Source organism: Serratia sp. NGAS9 (assembly GCF_009905295.1).
Classification (GTDB): domain Bacteria; phylum Pseudomonadota; class Gammaproteobacteria; order Enterobacterales; family Enterobacteriaceae; genus Serratia; species Serratia bockelmannii.
Genome location: NZ_CP047605.1, coordinates 4,238,904 through 4,258,983 on the forward strand (window position 1 = coordinate 4,238,904; position 20,080 = coordinate 4,258,983).

Here is a 20,080-nt window from a genome sequence, read left to right on the forward strand (position 1 = left end):
GAATGATCGGTTTCAAATCCTTCTTTATGCGTACCATTATTTTTCAGGTGCTGGCCATTTTATTATTGTGGGGGATCCTCGTCGCCTGGGTGAAATATTGGTATTACCCCGACATGGAGAAATATTTCGATAACCAGCAACGCATCGTCGCTGCAGGCATCGCCAATATTCTCGACGAAACCGGCACTGACAATATCGATTACCGCGGCATCATCAAGACCATTGAAGGCATGTACATTGATTCCATCAATAACGGCATGCAGGATGAAATCGACTATCACCCGCTGTTTGTGGTTTACGATCGGGACAGCCGGGTGCTTTACAGTTCGCAAACGCAGGGAGAACCGCTGCGCCTGCCGCCTTCGGTGCTGTCCGGCTCCGTCAATTACGCCGGTGCCAACTGGCATCTCGCCGGCAGCTGGAGCGAAAAGCACCAGTACCGGGTGATCGTCGGCGAATCGTTCAACGATCGCACCACGCTGTTCGGCAACCCGGCGGAGAGCACCGCCGTACCGCTGCTGGGCATTCTGGCAGCCATCATCGTTACCTTGCTGTTCACCGCCTATTTCAGCCTGCGGCCGCTGCGCCAGATCGCCCGCACCATCTCCGATCGCCAGCCTGGCAACCTGTCGCCGATCAACGTCAGCGAGCAGTATCAGGAAATCCGGCCGGTGGTGGTGGAGGTCAACAAGCTGATGGCGCGCATCGACGCCGCCAATCAGCGCGAGAAGCGCTTTATGGCCGATGCGGCGCACGAGCTGCGCACGCCGATCGCCGCCGTGCTGGCACAGCTGCACCTGCTGACCCAGGTCGGCGAGCAGCAGGAGCGCCGGGAGATCATCGGCGACATGCAGCAAGGGCTAGATCGCGCGGCATCGCTGTCGCGCCAGCTGATCAACCTGGCCAAGCTGGAGGCGGAAGATTTTCCACTGAAAATTGAGGCGGTGGACATCTACGCAGAGATCGGCAAATGCATCGCGCAGCACGTCCCCTATGCGCTGGAAAAGGATGTGGAACTCTCGCTCGACGGCAGCGAGGACGTGGTGGTGAGTACCGATCGCCATGCGCTGATCGCCATCTTCACCAACCTGCTGGACAATGCGCTCAAGTACGCGCCCCCCGGCAGCCGTATCGAAGCCAATATCCGCTCGCTGGCGCCGCTCGGCTGCTATATTACGTTGCGCGACAACGGCCCGGGGGTGAGCGAAGAACACCGTTCCCGCCTGTTTGAGCGCTTTTACCGCGTGCCCGGCACGCAGCAAACCGGCAGCGGGCTCGGCTTGGCCATCGCCCGAAACCTGGCCGACAAAATCGGCGCGCAGCTGCGCGTCACCGAAGGCCTTGACGATCGCGGCATCGGCTTCATCATCGATTTGCCGGAAAGTTATCGGCCGCAGACTGAGAGGGAACAACGACCATGATCGCCCCTGTTCTGCTGCAACGGCAGCAACTCGACCGGCTATGGGATATCGACCGCAGCGAAATTATCGACACTCTGTATCGCCTGCAGGACGGCAAGCTGCAAGCCTACCCGGACTACTACGACGTGCGCGGCTGGGATCCGCACGATCGGGAAACCTATACGCCGATCCACGAAGCCTGCTTCGATCGCGGCGGGACATTCTTCGCGCTGTTCGAAGGCGAGGAGATCGTGGCGGCGGCGGCGCTGGACACCGAACCGCGCGGCCCACAGCGGGATCTGCGCCAGCTGCTGTTCTTTTACGTCAGCGCGCACAAACGCGGCCAGGGGTTAGGCAGGCAGCTGTTCCAGCTCTGCCTGCGTCAGGCGGCGCAAGACGGCGCCACCGGGCTGTATGTCTCCTCCATTCCCAACAAAAGCACCGTAGACTTCTATCTGGCGCAGGGTTGCCGGCTCATCGAACAACCGGATACCGAATTGTTCGCCCGTGAGCCGGAAGACATTCATCTGGTCTGCCCGTGCCGCTAGCGGCCGGGGTTAACGGGCGATGCGCATCACCGAACGCACGTCGCTTTTCTTGTTCAGATCCCACACCTCGGCGATCTCCGCCAACGCGTGCTCCTGCGTCTCGATAGTGAGCGCTCCGGTCGCCGCCAGCGCCAAAATCTCGGCCGCGTAGCGCTGCATCTCCGGGATCGGCGGGAAGTTGCCGGTGCCGCTGCCGAGGATCTGCAGCTGGTTGCTGCGCAGCACCGCCGCCGGCAGCCGGATGTCCGGCGCGGCCATCGAACCGACGTTGACCAGGCGAATGCCGCGTCCGCCGGCGTAAGACGAGAGATCGTGATTATTGAGCGTCGCGAGCAGCGCTTCGGTCGCCGGCCCCCAGATGTAATCGACGATCACCTGATAACCGCCCGGCCCCGCCGCTGCCGCGAAGGCCTGCGTCAGCGCCTCGCCCTGCAGGCTCAGATCCACCGTGGCATCCACGCCCAATGCCTCCAGCACGCTCAGCCGACGGCCGGCGGCAACGATACGCCCAGCCCCTGCCTGACGCGCCGCGGCAACCGCCAGTTTGCCTGAGGTGCCGGTGGCGCCGATGATCAGCACCGTTTCACCGGGCTGCAGATCCGCTCGCCAGCGCAACGGCAGCCAGGCGGCGAAGGCCGGATTGATCAGCGCTGCCGCCGTGGCGTCATCCACCGCCTCCGGTACCGGCACCGTCCATGACGCGACGCTGCGCTCAGCCATCGCACCGTAAGGACGGCGGAAGGAGGCAAAGTACACCCGTTTTCCGTCCGCCGTACGGCCCACGCCGTCGGTACCGGGCACAATTGGCAATTGCTTCGGGCTGGAATAGTGGGTGCCGGCGACGGTGGCGCGATCCAGCTGTTTGATGCCGGCCGCCAGAACGTCGATCGGCACTTCATTCGCCTGCGCCTGGGGCTCCTCAAAAGTGCCGAAAACCGGGGCTTGCCCCAGCGCTGTTACGATTGCCGCTTGCATGGTGACTCCTTAAATCGTGGGAACGTACAGGAAAGAATAGGCCGCTATAAAATAAAAAGGGACACCGCATGATGCGGTGTCCCCCAAACACAAACTTTGCCGAACGTGTTATTCGTAATCGCTCATCGGCACGCAAGAGCAGAACAGGTTACGGTCGCCGTACACGTCGTCCAGACGCTTAACGCTCGGCCAGTACTTGTTCTCGCGCACGCCGGCCACCGGGAACACCGCCAGCTCGCGGCTGTACGGGTGCTGCCAGTCGTTGACCAGCTCCGCCTGCACGTGCGGCGCATTCACCAGCGGGTTGTCTTCCAGCGGCCATTCGCCTTTGGCGACGCGGTCGATCTCGCTGCGGATCGCCAGCATCGCATCGATAAAGCGATCCAGCTCCACTTTGCTTTCCGACTCGGTCGGCTCGACCATCAGCGTGCCCGCTACCGGGAACGACATGGTCGGCGCGTGGAAGCCGAAGTCGATCAGGCGTTTGGCGATGTCCATTTCGCTGATACCGGTCTCTTCCTTCAGCGGACGAATATCGAGGATACATTCGTGCGCCACGCGGTGATCGCGGCCGGTATACAGGATCGGATACGCGTCTTTCAGACGAGTTGCGATGTAGTTGGCATTCAGGATTGCCATCTGGCTGGCCTGCTTCAGGCCTTCCGCGCCCATCATGCGGATGTACATCCAGCTGATCGGCAGGATGGAGGCGCTGCCGAACGGCGCCGCGGAGACCGCGCCCTGCTGGGTGGTTACGCCGTCGATCTGCACGACACTGTGGCCCGGTACGAACGGCGCCAGGTGCGCTTTCACGCCGATAGGGCCCATGCCCGGGCCGCCGCCGCCGTGCGGGATGCAGAAGGTTTTATGCAGGTTGAGGTGCGAAACGTCCGCACCGATGTAGCCCGGCGTGGTGATGCCCACCTGGGCGTTCATGTTGGCGCCGTCCAGATATACCTGACCGCCGAACTGATGCACTATCTGGCACACTTCACGGATGGTTTCTTCATACACGCCGTGGGTCGACGGGTAGGTCACCATGATGCAAGAGAGTTCTTCACCTGCCTGCTCCGCCTTGACGCGCAGATCGTGCAGATCGATGTTGCCGTTCTTGTCACAGGCGACCACCACCACGCTCATGCCCGCCATTTGGGCAGAGGCCGGGTTGGTGCCGTGCGCCGAGCTCGGGATCAGGCAGACGTGGCGGCCCGCTTCGTTGCGGCTTTCGTGGTAGCGACGGATCGCCAGCAGGCCGGCGTATTCGCCCTGCGCGCCGGAGTTCGGCTGCATGCACACCGCGTCATAGCCGGTCAGCTGCACCAGCCACTGAGACAGTTGGCCGATCATCTGTTGGTAACCGGCAGCCTGCTCCGGCGGGCAGAACGGGTGCAGTTCGGAGAATTCAGGCCAGGTGATCGGGATCATTTCCGCCGCAGCGTTCAATTTCATGGTGCAAGAGCCCAGCGGGATCATTGCCTGGTTCAGCGCCAGATCCTTACGCTCCAGACGATGCATGTAACGCATCATCTCGGTTTCGCTGTGATAGCGGTTGAATACCGGGTGGGTCAGGATCGGGTCCTGGCGCAACATGGCGGCCGGGATCGATGCGCTGTTCTTGCTCACCGCCGCGTCCAGCGCGTCGATGTCCTGGCCGTGGTTGTCGCCGGCCAGCAGTGCAAACAGCGTTTGCACGTCTTCACGCGAGGTGGCTTCATCCAGCGTGATGCCCACGGCGCCGTGAATGTCGGTACGCAGGTTGATGCCGAAGCTCAGCGCACGTTCCAGCACGGCAGCCTTGTCTTTCACTTCAACGGTCAGGGTGTCGAACCAGGTGTTATGACGCAGCGTCAGGCCGGCCTTCTGCAGCCCGGCGGCCAGAATGTCGGTCAGGCGGTGGATACGCCCGGCGATGCGCTGCAGCCCTTGCGGGCCATGGTACACCGCGTACAGGCTGGCGATGTTGGCCAACAGCACCTGCGAGGTACAGATATTCGAGTTGGCCTTCTCGCGGCGGATATGCTGCTCGCGGGTCTGCATCGCCATGCGCAGCGCGGTGTTGCCGGCGGCATCGCGGGAAACGCCGATGATGCGGCCCGGCATCGAACGCTTGAACTCGTCGCGGCAGGCGAAGAAGGCGGCGTGCGGGCCGCCGTAGCCCATCGGCACGCCGAAGCGCTGCGCGGAGCCGAACACCACGTCGGCGCCCTGCTTGCCCGGCGCGGTCAGCAGCACCAGGGCCATGATGTCGGCGGCCACGCTGGTGATGATTTTGCGCGATTTCAGTTCGGCCAGCAGCGCGCTGTAGTCGTGCAGCTCGCCGGTGGTGCCCACCTGCTGCAGCAACACGCCGAACACGCCGTCCAGCTCCAGCACTTTTTCCGCTTTATCGACGATGACATCGAAGCCGAAGGTTTCGGCGCGGGTGCGCACTACGTCCAGCGTCTGCGGATGCACGTCGTCAGCCACGAAGAAGCGGTTGGCGTCTTTCAGTTTGCTGGCGCGTTTGGCCAACGCCATCGCTTCGGCTGCGGCGGTCGCTTCATCCAACAGCGACGCGGAGGCCAGATCCAGGCCGGTCAGATCGAGGGTCACGGTCTGGAAGTTCAGCAGCGCTTCCAGGCGGCCCTGCGACACTTCCGGCTGATAAGGGGTATAAGCGGTGTACCAGCCCGGGTTTTCCAGCATGTTGCGCAGGATCACCGGCGGCGTCAGCACGGCGCTGTAGCCCATGCCGATATAGGATTTGTAGCGCTGATTTTGCGAGGCGATCGCCTTCAGCTCAGCCAGCGCCTGGTGTTCGGTCGCCGCGTCGCCGACCGGCGGCGGCCCCGGCAGCTGAATGTCCGCCGGCACGATCTGTTGGATCAGCGCGCTGAGCGAGCGAGCGCCCACCGCTGCCAGCAACTCCTGGCGTTGTTCCGCAGAAGAGCCGATGTGGCGTTCAATGAACGCTTCGCTGTGTTCGAGTTGGCTGAGTGTCTGAGTCATTGCTACAAATTCCTGAATGCTTGCGTGATACGGGATATAGCTTGAACGGTAACTAAAACGCCCCGGCCGAGAGGCCTGGGGCGTGGTCACGATTACTCGTCGATCGAGGCCTGATAAGCCGCGGCGTCCAGCAGGTTCGCCAGCTCGCCTTCGTCGGAGGCTTTAATCTGGAACAGGAAGCCGTCACCGTAAGGTTCGCTGTTGACCAGCTCCGGGGAACTTTCCAGCTCGCCGTTCACCGCCACGATTTCGCCGCTGATTGGCGCGTAAATGTCCGACGCCGCCTTGACGGATTCCGCCACGGCGCAATCTTCACCGGCGGCGACGCTGCGGCCCACTTCCGGCAGATCGACAAACACCATATCGCCCAGCAGTTCCTGCGCGTGTTCGGTGATGCCTACGGTGTAAACGCCGTTACCTTCTGCACGAACCCACTCGTGGGAGGATGCGTATTTCAATTCTGTTGGCACATTGCTCATCGCCGGTTACTCCTTCGAAGAATTAAAAGAATCAATCAATAAAAAATCAATTTGTCAGCGGCTTGCCGGCGCGAACGAAACCGGGCTTGGTCACTTTGACCGGCATTTCACGGTTGCGGATCTGCACGATAGCCTGCTCGCCGATGCCTGCCGGCACGCGCGCCAGCGCGATGCTGAAGCCCAGCGTCGGAGAGAACGAGCCGCTGGTGATCACGCCTTCGTGGGTTTGCCCCGCCGCGTCGGTGAAACGCACCGGCAGCTCATTACGTAATACGCCTTTTTCCGTCATGATCAAGCCGACCAGTTGCTCGGTGCCCTGCTCGCGCTGTTGCTCCAGCGCTTCGCGGCCGATGAAACGGCGATCTTCCGGCTGCCAGGCGATGGTCCAGCCCATGTTGGCGGCCAGCGGCGAAACGCCTTCATCCATCTCTTGCCCGTAGAGGTTCATGCCCGCTTCCAGACGCAGCGTGTCGCGCGCGCCCAGACCGGCCGGCTTGACGCCCGCGGCCAGCAATTTTTGCCAGAAATCCGCCGCCTGCTCTTTCGGCAGCGCGATCTCATAGCCGGCCTCGCCGGTGTAACCGGTGGTGGCGATGAACAGCTCGCCGGCCTGCACGCCGAAGAATGGCTTCATGCCTTCGACCGCGCTTTTTTGTTCCGGGGTGAACAGGGTGCCGGCACGCTCTTTGGCCTGCGGGCCCTGCACTGCGATCAGCGCCAGATCGTCGCGCACCGTCAGCGCGACGCCATACGGCGCGGCGTGCTCTTCGATCCAGGCCAGGTCTTTGTCGCGGGTGGCGGAGTTCACCACCAGGCGGAAATAGTCTTCAGTGAGGAAATAAACGATCAGGTCGTCGATCACGCCGCCGGAGGCATTCAGCATGCCGGTGTACAGCGCTTTGCCGGGTTGGGTCAGTTTGGCGACGTCGTTCGCCAGCAGGTAGCGCAGGAACTCGCGGGTGCGGGCGCCGTGCAGATCTACAATGGTCATGTGAGACACGTCGAACATGCCGGCATCCTGACGCACCGCGTGGTGCTCATCGAGCTGCGAGCCGTAGTGCAGCGGCATCATCCAGCCGTGAAAGTCTACCATGCGCGCACCGCACGCCACGTGCTGGTCGTACAGTGGGGTTTGCTTTGCCATCTTTTCCCTCTTTCCACTCGTCGCTAGAAGTTAGGGTGCTGCCACGCAATGCGGCGGAGCCTGGCTCGCGGCCCGATCGCCATGGCGCACTGACTGCTCAACACAAATGCTGCGCCGGGACGGGCGGAAACTGCGTGTAACCGCCGTGACGCAAACGATACCTTTCCCTCGAACTTATCACCGAACGACCACATTAACCATAAGTTAAAATAGGCTCATCGCCGTTCCCGTGCGGTAAAATGCCGGGGTAGTGTGCAGAGTTTTTCACTGGAAAAATGCGCCTTAAGGCACAAAATTAACAATTAAAGCGGTAAAACGCCGAAGTTATATAACAAACAGATGGCCGCGCATGGGATCCCGACTTTTGATAACCGAACATGGAATTAGAAAAAGTAATGATAAAAAGCGGCTGAAATTAGATTATTTCAAATGAAGGGTTATATAAGGAAAAGCGATGGAATAAGGCGAGAAGCGCGAGCCCGGTGCGGGCCCGCAGAAGGAAGGGATCAGGCAAGCCACTCGGGCAGATCGTTCAGGCCCATCGCCTGACGCACCAGCTTAGGCTTGACGCCCGGCAGGCTGTCCGCCAGCCGCAGGCCCACGTCGCGCAGCAGCTTTTTGGCCGGGTGGTTGCCGTCAAACAGTTCGCGGAAACCCTGCATGCTGGCCAGCATCACCGCCGCGCCATGTTTGCGGCGGCGCTCATAGCGGCGCAGATAGAGGTGCTGGCCGATATCCTTGCCCTGCCGCTGCAGGCGGCGCAGTTCGGAAATCAGCTCGGCGGCATCCATAAAGCCCAGGTTCACGCCCTGCCCGGCAAGCGGGTGCACGGTATGCGCCGCATCGCCCACCAGCGCCAGGCGGTGCGCGGCGAAGCTGCGCGCATAGCGGCCGGTCAACGGGAACGCCAGCCGTTCGCTTTCCAGGCTGCAAGCCCCCAGGCGCATGTCGAAGGTCATCGCCAGTTCGCGGTTGAATTGCTCCGGTTCCAGCCGTTTGAGCCGTTCGGCTTCTTCCGGCGTCACCGACCAGACGATAGAGCTCAAATGCGGATCGCTGAACGGCAGGAACGCCAGAATGCCGTCGCCGTGGAAAATTTGCCGCGCCGTCGCCTGATGCGGTTCTTCGGTGCGAACGGTGGCCACCAGCGCGTGGTGACGGTAATCCCAGAAGGTGAGCGGGATATCGGCATGCTGGCGCAGCCACGACTGGGCGCCGTCGGCGCCGATCACCAACCGGGCGGTCAGCATGCGCCCGTCCTCCAGCGTGACGAAGGCGTCATTTTCGCCCCATGCTACCTGCTTGAGCGCGGCCGGGGTAATCAGCGTGATGTCCGACAGGCTTTCGGCGCGTTTCCACAGCGCCTGCTGGATCACCGAATTTTCGATGATGTGGCCGAGATGGCTGAAGCCGCACTCGTCGCCGCGGAAAGCAATCTTGCCGAAGCTGTCGCGATCCCACACTTCCATCGCATTGTAGGCGCTGGCGCGCAGCTGGAGAATGTCGTCCCACACGCCGATGTGCTGCAGCAAACGCTCGCTGGCGGCATTGATGGCGGAGACGCGCAGGGCCGGCTGTTCCGACGGCGGCGCCATCTCCGGCTGGCGCTGCTCCAGCACCGCCACGCGCAGCCCGCTGCCCTGCAGGCCGCAGGCCAACGCCAGCCCCACCATACCGCCACCGGCGATAATCACGTCAAATGATTGCATGCTGCTCGATTTCCTTAAATAACGCGCGACGCCTTGCCGCGCCGCGCTTTGGGCGCGTTAAAGCGCCCGACCATGTCTCTAACGTTCCACCCAGCCCAGCGTACGCTTGGCGAAGGCATCGCGTATCGCCGGCAAACGTTCCATCGCCATCAGCCCCAGATTGCGGCCAATCACCAGCGGGCCATAACGGTTGGCGAACAGATGAATCAACCCGTCGGTCACGCCGATCGTCGCCTGTTGATCGTTTTGCCGCCGCTGCTGATAACGGCTCAGCAGTGCGTAACCGCCGGCGTCTTCGCCGCTGTCTGCCGCTTCCGCCAGCGTTTCCGCCAGCGACATCACGTCGCGCAGGCCAAGGTTGAACCCCTGCCCGGCGATAGGATGCAGCGTTTGCGCCGCGTTGCCCACCAGCGCCAGCCGGTGGCTGACATGGCGATCGGCGGTCAGCAGCCCGAGTGGATAACTGTGCCGTTTACCGGCCTTGAGGATACGCCCCAGCCGCCAGCCGAAAGCCTGTTGCAGCTCGGCGATAAAGCGCTCGTCGTCCCAGGCATCCACCTGGGCGCGATCTTCACGCGCATGGCACCACACCAGTGAACTGCGCCCCTGCGACATCGGCAACAACGCCAGCGGCCCATAGCGGGTAAAGCGCTCAAAGGCGCGCCCCTGCGGATCTTCCGCCGTGGTGACGTTGGCGATGGTGGCGAACTGCGGATAGTCCTCCTGCCGCCACTGCACGTTGCAGGCCTGCGCCAGCGCAGAGCGCGAACCGTCGGCCGCCACCAGCAGCTGCCCGCGCAGACGCTGGCCGTTGTCCAGCAGCACTTCCGCCCGCTCTGCGGTGCGGATCACGTCCACCACCCGCGCCGGGCAGTGCAGCGTGACACCCGGCGCCTTGGCCAGCAGCGCGAACAGCCGCTGCCCGGCGTCGTGCAGTTCGATCACCTGGCCGAGCGCATCGACCTGATAATCTTGCGCCTGCAGATTCACGAAGCCGGCGTGCCCGCGATCGCTGACGTGCACCTGAGTGATCGGCGTAGCGCAATCGCGCAGCGCCGGCCAAACGCCGATGCGCGCCAGCTGTTGGCAGGTACCCTGCGCCAATGCGATGGCGCGGGCGTCAAAACCTGGGTGGCTGCGGTCATCCGGCCGGGTCGCCTCGACCAGATCCACCGCCATTCTTCCCTGAGTGAGCGACGAAATGGCCAGCGCCAACGTCGCGCCCGCCATACCGCCGCCAACGATAATAACGCTCATGCTACGACCTTGCCGCCGCCATCAAGGCCTCGATGGCATCGGCGTCTTTCACCACGGTGGCGGTCAGGTTTTCATTGCCGTCGGCGGTGATCACGATATCGTCCTCGATGCGGATGCCGATGCCGCGGTACTCCGCCGGCACGTCCGCATCCGGCGCGATGTACAGCCCCGGCTCCACGGTCAGCACCATGCCCGGCTCCAGCAGCCGATCGCGGCTCGGCGTGCCGTAGTGGCCAACGTCGTGCACATCGAGACCCAGCCAGTGGCTCAGCCCGTGCATGAAGAACTGACGGTGCGCCTGCTCGGCGATCAGCGAGTCGACTTCACCTTTCAATACGCCCAGCTCCACCAGCCCGACCACCATGATGCGCACCACTTCGTCATTGACTTCGCGAATGCTGGTGCCGGGTTTGAACAGTTCCAAAGCGCGCTGCAGCGACGCCAGCACAATGTCGTACACCGCGCGCTGCGGCCGGCTGAACTTGCCGTTGACCGGGAAGGTGCGGGTGATGTCGCCGGCGTACCCCTGGTACTCGCAGCCGGCGTCGATCAGCACCAGATCGCCGTCGCGCATCTGGCTCTCGTTCTCGGTGTAGTGCAGGATACAGCCGTTTTCGCCGCTGCCGACGATGGTGTTGTAAGACGGGTAACGGGCGCCGAGGCGGGTGAATTCATGATGAATTTCCGCTTCCAGCTGGTATTCGAACATGCCCGGGCGGCATTTTTCCATCGCGCGGGTATGCGCCAACGCGCTGATCTCACCGGCGCGGCGCATCACCGCCAGCTCTTCCGGCGACTTGAACAGCCGCATGTCATGCAGCCACGGCCGCCAGTCGGTAACGGTGGCCGGCGCCTGCAGGCTCTGGCGGAACCCCTTGCGCAGCTTGTCCAGCGCGCCGAACAGGATCTGATCGGCATAGGCGTATTCGCCCTGCGCGTGGTAGACCACGTCCAGGCCGTTGAGCAGCAGGTGCAGCTGGTCATTGATTTCATCGAACGGCAGCGCGCGATCCACGCCCAGCTTCGCCGGCGCGGCGTCTTGCCCCAGGCGGCGGCCAAACCAGATTTCCGCCGTCAGATCGCGCACCCGGTTGAACAACACGCTGTGGTTGTGCGTTTCGTCGCTTTTAATCAGCACCAGCACCGCTTCCGGCTCATTGAAGCCGGTCAGGTACCAAAAGTCGCTGTTCTGCCGATAGGGATAGTCTGAATCTGCACTGCGCGTCGTTTCCGGCGCAGAGAAAATAACCGCCGCGCTGGCCGGCGCCATTTTCGCCAACAGCGCCTGGCGGCGGTTGTTGAATTCCTGCTGAGTCATTACCTTCTCCTGAAATCATGCCATCCGCACCGCCGGCGGAGGGGCGATAGAACGTTTAGTGCAACGTCGGTTTGATGTTTTCCGGCGCCGTGGGCTTGTGACGGGTGAATTCGCCGTGGCACATGATGGCGGCAACCCGCACATACTCCGCCACTTCTTCCAACGACTGTTCCAATTCTTCCTGATCTTCGTCTTCGTCGTAGCCCAGCTGCGCGATGTTGCGCAGATCGTCGATCGCTTCACCGACCTCGTCTTTCACCTGAGCCAGCTTCGGCTGCATCATGCCCAGCCCGAGCAGGAAGTGGTTGACCCAACCGCCCAGCGCGTCGGCGCGATCGAACACGCTAACGATCTCCCCTTCAGGCAGCATCAGTTGGAACAGGAATTCGTCATCTTCCAGCGTGTCACGCGTCACTTCATACAGCTGCTGCAGCGGTTGGCTAAGCGCCTGCGGGAAGGCGACGCCTTCGTTGGTCAGATCGTGCACCAGCGCCTGCCAGCCGGCGTCACGGCTGCCGCCGCACAGCAGGCCGCTGATCAGGCCGTGCATTTCTGCCGCGGTCAGCGCCACCGACTGCTGGTTGAGGGCCACGGTCAAAGATTGGTAACTTGGAAATGTATTCTGTATAGACATGCGCATTCGTCATCGTTGGCAGGATAAGTTCGTGTTATGCTACCACCAAGGTCCGTCGCTATACCAGATAAGCGCGACACCTCAGTGGCTAGTTATAATCGCGATGTGGCAGGTTTCACACTGCGCCGGCGGGTGACGAAAGTGCGGTAAATACGCATTTTGAAACCCTTTTTTGACTGGCAATGTGCGCCACAGTAGATTACAACCAGGTACTGAAAAAGGGGTTGTATCTTGGTACCGAGGTATATATAGTGGCGCCCGCTTTGACGGCCCGGCCAGGGCGGACAAGGCTGGCGCGAAATTTAGGCAGGAAGGTGGCATGTCTGCACAACCGGTAGATATTCAAATTTTTGGCCGCTCGTTAAGAGTCAATTGCCCGCCAGAACAACAAGATGCGTTGAATATGGCGGCGGACGATCTTAACCAACGGTTGCAAGATCTTAAAGTTCGCACTAGAGTCTCCAATACTGAGCAACTGGTTTTCATCGCGGCATTGAACGTCTGTCACGAACTTGCTCAAGAACGGTTGAAAACCCGTGACTATGCGTCCAATATGGAACAACGCATACGGATGCTGCAGCAGACCATTGAACAAGCGCTGCTTGAACAAGGTCGCATCTCTGAACGTCAGGATGCACAATTCGAATAACTTAAGTTGTTGAAATCAAAGTTTCAGCAACGAGTACAAAATTTCTCTGAGATGTTCGCCAGCGGGCCAGTCCCCTGAGCCGATATTTAGTACAAACAGAATGTGTTGCTCCGCGATCGGTGAGCACGCTCGGTGCGCCGAGAAGCCTTAAGATTGCGACGGCACGTTCACCTTGAACCATGGGTTCAAGGGTTACAGCCTGCGACGGCATCTCGGAGATTCCCCTTCTCAGCGGTTTATGTGTGCTGAACGCCACACTGAGCAAGCCTGATACGATGTCTTTTCAACCCCAATTCGCGCAGCAGCGCCAAGCCATTCGTCAACTCATTCGCCAACGTCGGCGTGAGCTTACGCCGGGCCAGCAACGCTTTGCCGCAGACAAGATAACCGAACGCCTCGCCGCGCACACACGTATTCAGGCCGCGCACAACATCGCGGTATTTTTGTCGTTTGACGGCGAACTCGACACCGGGCCGCTGATCGAGCAACTGTGGACGCTCGGCAAACAGGTTTACCTGCCGGTGCTGCATCCGTTCAGTTCAGGACACCTGCTGTTTCTGCGCTATGCGCCGGAAACACCGCTGGTGCGCAACCGCTTCAATATTCTCGAGCCGCGGCTCGATGTGCGCCAGGTGTTACCGCTGGGCGAACTGGAGGTGGTGCTGACACCGCTGGTGGCATTCGATCATACCGGACAGCGTCTGGGCATGGGCGGCGGTTTTTACGATCGCACCCTGCAAAACTGGCGCAGCGGCGGCCCCTATCCCATCGGCCTGGCCCATGATTGCCAGCAGGTGGAGCACCTGCCGACCGAGCACTGGGATATCCCGTTGCCGGAAATCCTCACCCCGCTCTGCAGCTGGGCGTGGCACGAGCCCAAATAGAGAAGGCCGGATCGCTCCGGCCTTTTTCGTTGCGGCGAGCCGCCGAATCAGAACAGCAGACGGGCGCGAATGGTGCCGTCGATGGCCTTCATACGCTGCAGCGCGGCGTCGGCGCGCGCGGTTTCCGCTTCGATGTCGATCACCACGTAGCCGATTTCCGGCCCGGTTTGCAGATACTGCGCGGCGATGTTAACCCCCTCTTCGGCGAAGATCTGGTTAATCTGCGTCAGCACGCCCGGACGGTTTTCGTGGATGTGCAGCAGGCGGCTGGCGTTCGGACCATGCGCCGGCAGCGACACTTCCGGGAAGTTGACGGCGGACAGAGTCGAACCGTTGTCGGAGTATTTCGCCAGCTTGCCGGCCACTTCGTCGCCGATGTTCTCCTGCGCTTCCTGCGTGGAACCGCCGATGTGCGGCGTCAGCAGCACGTTATCGAACTCGCACAGCGGCGAGTTGAACGGATCGCTGTTGGTCGCCGGCTCTTCCGGGAAGACGTCGATCGCCGCGCCTGCCAGGTGATTGCTGGCCAGCGCGTCGCACAGCGCGGGAATATCCACCACGGTGCCGCGCGAGGCGTTGATCAGAATCGCGCCCGGCTTCATCAGCGCCAGCTCTTCCGCCCCCATCATGTTCTTGGTGGCCAGCGTTTCCGGCACGTGCAGCGTCACCACGTCGCTCATATTGAGCAGATCGGACAGATGACGCACCTGCTGCGCGTTGCCTAACGGCAGTTTGTTCTCGATATCGTAGAAGAACACCTTCATGCCCAGCCCTTCGGCCAGAATGCCCAGCTGGGTGCCGATATGGCCGTAGCCGATGATGCCCAGCTTTTTGCCGCGCGCCTCATAAGAGCCCACGGCCAATTTGTGCCACACGCCGCGGTGCGCCTTGGCGTTGGCGGCCGGAATGCCGCGCAGCATCAACAGCAGCTCGCCCAGCACCATTTCGGCCACGGATCGGGTATTGGAGAAGGGGGCGTTGAAGACCGGAATACCGCGTTTGGTCGCCGCTTTCAGATCAACCTGGTTGGTGCCGATGCAGAAGCAGCCCACCGCCACCAGTTTTTCTGCGGCGGCGAACACCTCTTCGGTCAGATGCGTACGCGATCGGATGCCGACGAAGTGTGCATCGCGGATGGATGCCTTCAGCGATTCGGTGTCTAACGCACCCTTGTGGTATTCGATGTTGGTATAACCGGCGGCACGTAAATTATCGACCGTGCTCTGATGAACCCCTTCCACCAACAGGAATTTAATCCTGTCTTTCTCCAATGATACTTTTGCCATTTACCCGACCCTATGTTCAGACTTCAGAAGCGGCTGTGACGACACAGCTCCCATCCAACATAACAAAAATAACGCGGGCGGCAATACAAACGATTGCCTGCCCGGCAGGACAAGGCGCAGCGTTGATGGCGGTTTACGGCAGAAAATGCCATAGGGAAAGTTTTCAGCAGAAGCTTTGGGGAGTCAGCTTTCACAATGTGACATAAGTCACCAAATTTGCCGTTTTTCAGAAAAGATATTTTAACCGAAGAATTATGCGGCCCGGCACTACCGGGCCACAGACGGCAGAGGCTTATTTGACTACTTTCACGCCTTCCGGGGTGCCGACCAGCGCCACGTCCGCGCCGCGGTTGGCGAACAGCCCCACGGTCACCACGCCGGCGATGCCGTTGATCTTGTTCTCCAGCGCGATGGCGTCGGTGATGCTCAGGTTATGCACATCGAGGATCACGTTGCCGTTGTCGGTCACCACGTTCTGGCGATACTCCGGCAGGCCGCCGAGTTTCACCAGCTCGCGCGCCACGTAAGAGCGAGCCATCGGGATCACTTCCACCGGCAGCGGGAACTTGCCCAGCACGTCCACCTGCTTGCTGGCGTCGACAATGCAGATAAATTTCTTGGCGATGGCGGCGATGATCTTCTCGCGCGTCAGCGCAGCGCCGCCGCCCTTGATCATCTGCATATGGCCGTTGATTTCGTCCGCGCCGTCCACGTAGATATCGAGCGAGTCCACTTCGTTGCTGTCGAACACGTGGATGCCGAGGCTTTTCAACTTGGCGGTGGAGGCGTCTGAGCTGGACACCGCGCCTTCGATCTGGTGCTTGATGGAGCCCAGCGCGTCAATAAAGTGGGCGGCGGTAGAACCGGTGCCGACCCCGACGATGGTGCCCGGCGTCACGTATTCCAGCGCCGCCCAGCCCACCGCTTTTTTCAGTTCATCCTGCGTCATAATATGTCCCTTGCCTCTGTACGAAAACGTGTGCGTATTATAGGGTAAAACGCTATTTTTCACGCCGGCAGGATCACACTTATTTACCGCAGCCCGCATTTTTACCCGCTTGGCGGCGAGCTGGGGGCGTGATTTTTCCACCTGCGCCGCACGCAAAATGTGGCATAGTGCCGGTATCATTCTAATTTAAGGGATATCTTTCCGATGAAACGCCCAGACTATCGTACGCTGCAAGCGCTGGACGCGGTGATCCGTGAGCGCGGCTTCGAGCGCGCCGCGCAAAAACTCTGTATCACGCAATCGGCGGTATCCCAACGCATCAAACAGCTGGAAAACCTGTTCGGCCAACCGCTGCTGGTTCGTACCGTGCCGCCGCGCCCAACCGAACAAGGGCAAAAGCTGCTGGCGCTGCTGCATCAGGTGGAGCTGCTGGAAGAAGAGTGGCTCGGCAATGACACCGGCGTCGATACGCCGCTGCTGCTGTCGCTGGCGGTCAACGCCGACAGTCTGGCAACCTGGCTGCTGCCGGCGCTGAAGCCGGTGCTGGCGGACTCCCCCATTCGCCTGAATCTGCAGGTGGAAGATGAAACCCGCACCCAGGAGCGGCTGCGCCGCGGTGAGGTGGTGGGCGCGGTGAGTATTCAGCCGCAGCCGCTGCCGAGCTGCCTGGTGGATCGGCTGGGGGCGCTGGACTACCTGTTCGTGGCCTCCCGCGGCTTCGCCGAGCGCTATTTCCCGAACGGCGTCACCCGCTCCGCGCTGCTGAAAGCGCCGGCGGTGGCCTTCGATCATCTCGACGACATGCATCAGGCATTCCTGCAGCAGAACTTCGATCTGTCGCCGGGCAGCGTGCCCTGCCACATCGTGAACTCATCGGAAGCCTTCGTGCAGCTGGCGCGTCAGGGCACCACCTGCTGTATGATCCCGCATCTGCAGATCGAAAAGGAGCTGGCATCCAGTGAACTGATCGATCTGACGCCCGGGCTATACCAGCGCCGCATGCTGTACTGGCACCGTTTCGCGCCGGAAAGCCGCATGATGCGCAAAGTGACCGACGCGCTGCTGGAACACGGTCATCTGGTGCTGCGTCAGGATTAAAACGAAAAAAGGTTCGCCGCAGCGAACCTTTTCTTCAATACGATAACCTTACTGCGCGGCGTTACGCTGCAGCTCGAACACCACGTCCACCTGATCGTCGAAGTGAATGCTTTGCTGTTCATAGGTTTGCGCCGCGTCGCTTTCCGCCGCCGCACCGGCCGCCTTATACATCCGCGCCACCGGCATCGGCTGGTAGTTGGCGACCCGGTAGCGAATGCTGTACACCGGTCCCAGCTTGGCGTGGAAGCCTTTGGCCAGGGATTCGGCCTGCTGAGTCGCGTTCTCGATCGCTTTTTGCCGCGCCTGCTCGCGATACACGTCCGGCTTGGCGACGCCCAGCTCCACCGCGCGGATCTCGTTCAGGCCGGATTTCAGCGCGCCGTCCAGCAGCTCGTTCAGCTTGTCCAGCTGACGCAGAGTCACCTGCACCTGGCGCACCGCCCGGTAGCCCTTCAACACCGACTCGCCGGTTTTCAGGTAATCGTATTCCGGCTGGGTGCGCAGGTTGGCGGCGCTGATGTCTTTCTTCTCGATGTTGTTTTTCTGCAGGAAATCAAAGTACTGCGCCACGCGCTCGTCTACCTGCTTCTTCGCCTGGGCGGCGTCTTTGGAGGAGACGCTCACTTCGATCGCCAGGGTGGCGATATCCGGCGTGGCGTCCACGCTGGCGGTGCCGGAGGTGACGACGTGCGGCCCTTCAGGCACTTCAGCCGCCTGCAGCGCCATCGGTAACGTCCCTAATCCGACCATTGCGGCCATAGCCAATGCTTTTAGCTTCACAGTGTCTCCTTAATGACAGGCTGTCTCTGATCGCCGGCTTTTCCCTGTGAGAACCGCCGGTTTCCTGGCATCAAACGTAGCATATCGCGCGGCGTTTTGAATTCGGATTAGTGACAAATTCTTATAAATTTGCCCCCTGCCAGGCCAGCTGCAGCGCGATGCCCCACATCACCAGCCCGACCAGCGCGTTGATGATGCGCTGCGCCCGCTGCGTGTTCAGCCACGGCGCCAGCCAGGAGGCCAGCAGCGCCAACCCGAAGAACCACACCGCCGACGCGCTGACCGCGCCAAGCGCGAACCAGGAACGCACGTCCGCCGTCAGCTGCCCGCCCAGGCTGCCGAGCACCACAAAGGTATCCAGATAGACGTGGGGGTTCAGCCAGGTGACCGCCAGCATGGTGACCACGAGGCGCCAGCGGCTCTGCGCCAGCTCCTGCGCCGCGGCCTGCGCAGGTTGCGGGCTGAAGGCGGAACGGAACGCGCCCCAGCCGTACCACAGCAGAAACGCCACCCCGCCCCAGGTGACCAGCGCCAGCAGCAACGGCGAGCGGGTCAGCAATGCGCTGCCGCCGAAAATCCCGGCGCAGATCAGCACGATATCGCTCAACGCGCACAACGAGGCAATCATCAAATGATACTGGCGGCGAATGCCCTGGTTCATCACGAATACGTTCTGCGGGCCCAGCGGCAGGATCATGGCGGCGCTCAGGGCAAAGCCCTGCAGGAAGACGGCTAACATGGGGATTCCTCGAATGATAAAAGGCGCCGGACGAGGGCGCGTGTCGGTCAACACGCGCATCATACGAGGAAGCGATCATTAGGTGAAATTGATGTTTCTAATCCAGTATCAGAGATGCTAATACTTAAATCGGCGTGACGAACCCCAGCTCCTGAGAGATGCGTTGCGCGGTGGCCAGCACCGGTTTAATCAAGCTTTTGACGCCGATCTGCTGCAGCTTGGCGGTCGGCAGAGAAACCGACACCGCATAAGGCACGCGCTGTTGAATATCGAACACCGGTGCCGCCACGCAGGAGACCCCCAGCTCGTTTTCCTCGCGATCCATCGCCATGCCGCGCTGGCGAATATCGGCCAGTTCCTCATACATCTTCGGCAGCTCGGTAATGGTATTGCGCGTCAGCGTCTGAATCTCTTGCTGGTGAGTCTGCCAGTAGTGAGCCGGGTAATCATCATTGCCGTAAGCCATGAAGATTTTACCCATCGCCGAACAGTACAGCGGCATATGCTGGCCGATATAGGCGCGGGTGCGCATCATGCCGGTGGTCGGCTCCAGCTTGTAGATCAGGATGACGTGGTCGTCTTCGCGGCTGGAGAAGTTGACCGTCTCGCCCACTTCCAGATTCAGCTGTTCCAAATGCGGCGCGGCCACGTGAATGATGTTGAGTGACGACAGCGCCTTCTGGCCGATGGAAATGAACTTGGTGGTCAGGCGGTAGCTGCCCGGCGACGGCGCCTGGGTCACATAGCCGCTGGTGTGCAACCCCTGCAGCAGGCGGTGCACCGTGCTCTTGTTCATGCCGGCCAGCTCGGACAAATGCGCCAGCGGACATCCGTTGGGGAAATTACTCAGGATCTCAATCAACTGCAAACCGCGGAACAGGCTTTGGCTGCCCAGCGGTTTGTCTTTCTTGTCATCTTTCTCGTCGACGGCTTTCAGGCTCATAGCGAAAATCTCTCCAGTGTCGAACCGCCAACCGGCGCTGCGGCAAAGTCAGCAGGCTCTTTGCCGGGCATGTTACCCCAAGGCCCGCATCAGGTGAAGACGGAACGCCGTTTCATTGTCCGCAGCGGGATAAAAATCCGCAATATTTCCCCCGTGTTGAAGTGAGCCATCGGTCACACTTCCGCAAAGTAAAAAATAACTCATTGTTTAATAACAATAATTAAAACCTCACCGCCTTTGATTTAGCGCAACGAACGTCATATTATTTTTGAAATTGAATTTCGCATATTGAAATTTAAA

The 20,080-nt window shown here is 61.0% G+C and carries 18 protein-coding genes and 1 other RNA gene; 6 read left to right on the forward strand and 13 right to left on the reverse strand.

All coding sequences use genetic code 11. The features are described 5' to 3' along the window. The first annotated feature begins 2 nt into the window (after positions 1-2). The gene (locus tag GUC32_RS20205) at positions 3-1,421 is read left to right on the forward strand and encodes an ATP-binding protein (protein WP_197791410.1); all 1,419 of its coding nucleotides are present in this window, start codon (positions 3-5) and stop codon (positions 1,419-1,421) included. Then, on the forward strand, positions 1,421-1,948 hold the full coding sequence (locus GUC32_RS20210) for a GNAT family N-acetyltransferase (protein WP_369435784.1): 528 nt from the start codon (positions 1,421-1,423) through the stop codon (positions 1,946-1,948). The genes GUC32_RS20205 and GUC32_RS20210 overlap by 1 nt, the downstream gene beginning before the upstream one ends. Before the next feature lie 9 nt (positions 1,949-1,957). Here the strand turns inward: GUC32_RS20210 and GUC32_RS20215 are convergent, their stop codons facing one another. The 8 genes from GUC32_RS20215 to GUC32_RS20250 form a co-directional block, all read right to left on the reverse strand. After that, positions 1,958-2,923 (reverse strand): zinc-binding alcohol dehydrogenase family protein, encoded by a 966-nt coding sequence (locus tag GUC32_RS20215; protein ID WP_049206141.1) that lies wholly within the window; start codon positions 2,921-2,923, stop codon positions 1,958-1,960. 108 nt (positions 2,924-3,031) lie between these two features. Next, positions 3,032-5,911, reverse strand: a complete 2,880-nt coding sequence (gcvP, locus tag GUC32_RS20220; RefSeq protein WP_043142647.1) for an aminomethyl-transferring glycine dehydrogenase — start codon at positions 5,909-5,911, stop codon at positions 3,032-3,034. A 92-nt stretch (positions 5,912-6,003) separates the two neighbouring features. Then, the gene (gene gcvH / locus GUC32_RS20225; RefSeq protein WP_025304150.1) at positions 6,004-6,390 is read right to left on the reverse strand and encodes a glycine cleavage system protein GcvH; all 387 of its coding nucleotides are present in this window, start codon (positions 6,388-6,390) and stop codon (positions 6,004-6,006) included. A 46-nt stretch (positions 6,391-6,436) separates the two neighbouring features. Continuing rightward, a complete protein-coding gene (gene gcvT / locus GUC32_RS20230; protein ID WP_004931631.1) occupies positions 6,437-7,534 on the reverse strand; it encodes a glycine cleavage system aminomethyltransferase GcvT in 1,098 nt (365 codons plus the stop codon). Between the two features lie 506 nt (positions 7,535-8,040). After that, positions 8,041-9,243, reverse strand: coding sequence for an FAD-dependent 2-octaprenylphenol hydroxylase (gene ubiI / locus GUC32_RS20235; RefSeq protein ID WP_025304151.1), 1,203 nt, complete (start codon positions 9,241-9,243; stop codon positions 8,041-8,043). Between the two features lie 78 nt (positions 9,244-9,321). Beyond that, positions 9,322-10,500, reverse strand: a complete 1,179-nt coding sequence (gene ubiH / locus GUC32_RS20240) for a 2-octaprenyl-6-methoxyphenyl hydroxylase (protein ID WP_049206143.1) — start codon at positions 10,498-10,500, stop codon at positions 9,322-9,324. A gap of 1 nt (position 10,501) precedes the next feature. Further along, the gene (gene pepP / locus GUC32_RS20245; RefSeq protein ID WP_025304153.1) at positions 10,502-11,818 is read right to left on the reverse strand and encodes a Xaa-Pro aminopeptidase; all 1,317 of its coding nucleotides are present in this window, start codon (positions 11,816-11,818) and stop codon (positions 10,502-10,504) included. A gap of 55 nt (positions 11,819-11,873) precedes the next feature. Further along, the gene (locus tag GUC32_RS20250; RefSeq protein ID WP_049296197.1) at positions 11,874-12,452 is read right to left on the reverse strand and encodes a YecA family protein; all 579 of its coding nucleotides are present in this window, start codon (positions 12,450-12,452) and stop codon (positions 11,874-11,876) included. A 319-nt stretch (positions 12,453-12,771) separates the two neighbouring features. Between GUC32_RS20250 and zapA the strand changes: the two genes are divergently transcribed. From zapA to GUC32_RS20265, 3 genes are all read left to right on the forward strand, one after another. After that, entirely contained in the window at positions 12,772-13,101 is a 330-nt protein-coding gene (gene zapA / locus GUC32_RS20255) for a cell division protein ZapA (protein ID WP_004931621.1), read from the forward strand. A 40-nt stretch (positions 13,102-13,141) separates the two neighbouring features. Further along, positions 13,142-13,324: non-coding RNA, 6S RNA (ssrS, locus tag GUC32_RS20260), on the forward strand. Positions 13,325-13,376: 52 nt separating this feature from the next. Beyond that, entirely contained in the window at positions 13,377-13,985 is a 609-nt protein-coding gene (locus GUC32_RS20265) for a 5-formyltetrahydrofolate cyclo-ligase (protein ID WP_089181256.1), read from the forward strand. Between the two features lie 47 nt (positions 13,986-14,032). Here the strand turns inward: GUC32_RS20265 and serA are convergent, their stop codons facing one another. Further along, positions 14,033-15,271 carry a phosphoglycerate dehydrogenase gene (gene serA / locus GUC32_RS20270; protein ID WP_025304156.1) on the reverse strand — a complete coding sequence of 413 codons (1,239 nt, stop codon included), beginning with the start codon at positions 15,269-15,271 and terminating at the stop codon, positions 14,033-14,035. A gap of 292 nt (positions 15,272-15,563) precedes the next feature. Next, positions 15,564-16,220 (reverse strand): ribose-5-phosphate isomerase RpiA, encoded by a 657-nt coding sequence (gene rpiA / locus GUC32_RS20275; protein WP_025304157.1) that lies wholly within the window; start codon positions 16,218-16,220, stop codon positions 15,564-15,566. Between the two features lie 204 nt (positions 16,221-16,424). Here rpiA and GUC32_RS20280 point away from each other — a divergent pair, with 204 nt between their 5' ends. Further along, positions 16,425-17,318, forward strand: coding sequence for a LysR family transcriptional regulator ArgP (locus GUC32_RS20280; protein WP_369435401.1), 894 nt, complete (start codon positions 16,425-16,427; stop codon positions 17,316-17,318). Positions 17,319-17,366: 48 nt separating this feature from the next. Here GUC32_RS20280 and GUC32_RS20285 read toward each other — a convergent pair whose 3' ends face one another. From GUC32_RS20285 to GUC32_RS20295, 3 genes are all read right to left on the reverse strand, one after another. Continuing rightward, entirely contained in the window at positions 17,367-18,098 is a 732-nt protein-coding gene (locus GUC32_RS20285; RefSeq protein ID WP_025160209.1) for an oxidative stress defense protein, read from the reverse strand. Positions 18,099-18,219: 121 nt separating this feature from the next. Beyond that, positions 18,220-18,837, reverse strand: a complete 618-nt coding sequence (gene argO, locus GUC32_RS20290; protein WP_025304159.1) for an arginine exporter ArgO — start codon at positions 18,835-18,837, stop codon at positions 18,220-18,222. A 124-nt stretch (positions 18,838-18,961) separates the two neighbouring features. After that, positions 18,962-19,780 carry an IclR family transcriptional regulator gene (locus GUC32_RS20295; protein WP_025304160.1) on the reverse strand — a complete coding sequence of 273 codons (819 nt, stop codon included), beginning with the start codon at positions 19,778-19,780 and terminating at the stop codon, positions 18,962-18,964. Between the last annotated feature and the right edge of the window lie 300 nt (positions 19,781-20,080).

Bases quoted from the DNA above. Each gene is read 5' to 3' on its own strand.
- ubiH (WP_049206143.1), bottom strand. From the start codon at position 10,500: ATGAGCGTTATTATCGTTGGCGGCGGTATGGCGGGCGCGACGTTGGCG.
- pepP (WP_025304153.1), bottom strand. From the start codon at position 11,818: ATGACTCAGCAGGAATTCAACAACCGCCGCCAGGCGCTGTTGGCGAAA.
- GUC32_RS20250 (WP_049296197.1), bottom strand. From the start codon at position 12,452: ATGTCTATACAGAATACATTTCCAAGTTACCAATCTTTGACCGTGGCC.
- rpiA (WP_025304157.1), bottom strand. From the start codon at position 16,220: ATGACGCAGGATGAACTGAAAAAAGCGGTGGGCTGGGCGGCGCTGGAA.
- serA (WP_025304156.1), bottom strand. From the start codon at position 15,271: ATGGCAAAAGTATCATTGGAGAAAGACAGGATTAAATTCCTGTTGGTG.
- GUC32_RS20265 (WP_089181256.1), top strand. From the start codon at position 13,377: ATGTCTTTTCAACCCCAATTCGCGCAGCAGCGCCAAGCCATTCGTCAA.
- zapA (WP_004931621.1), top strand. From the start codon at position 12,772: ATGTCTGCACAACCGGTAGATATTCAAATTTTTGGCCGCTCGTTAAGA.
- argO (WP_025304159.1), bottom strand. From the start codon at position 18,837: ATGTTAGCCGTCTTCCTGCAGGGCTTTGCCCTGAGCGCCGCCATGATC.
- GUC32_RS20215 (WP_049206141.1), bottom strand. From the start codon at position 2,923: ATGCAAGCGGCAATCGTAACAGCGCTGGGGCAAGCCCCGGTTTTCGGC.
- GUC32_RS20280 (WP_369435401.1), top strand. From the start codon at position 16,425: ATGAAACGCCCAGACTATCGTACGCTGCAAGCGCTGGACGCGGTGATC.
- gcvT (WP_004931631.1), bottom strand. From the start codon at position 7,534: ATGGCAAAGCAAACCCCACTGTACGACCAGCACGTGGCGTGCGGTGCG.
- gcvP (WP_043142647.1), bottom strand. From the start codon at position 5,911: ATGACTCAGACACTCAGCCAACTCGAACACAGCGAAGCGTTCATTGAA.
- GUC32_RS20205 (WP_197791410.1), top strand. From the start codon at position 3: ATGATCGGTTTCAAATCCTTCTTTATGCGTACCATTATTTTTCAGGTG.
- gcvH (WP_025304150.1), bottom strand. From the start codon at position 6,390: ATGAGCAATGTGCCAACAGAATTGAAATACGCATCCTCCCACGAGTGG.
- GUC32_RS20295 (WP_025304160.1), bottom strand. From the start codon at position 19,780: ATGAGCCTGAAAGCCGTCGACGAGAAAGATGACAAGAAAGACAAACCG.
- ubiI (WP_025304151.1), bottom strand. From the start codon at position 9,243: ATGCAATCATTTGACGTGATTATCGCCGGTGGCGGTATGGTGGGGCTG.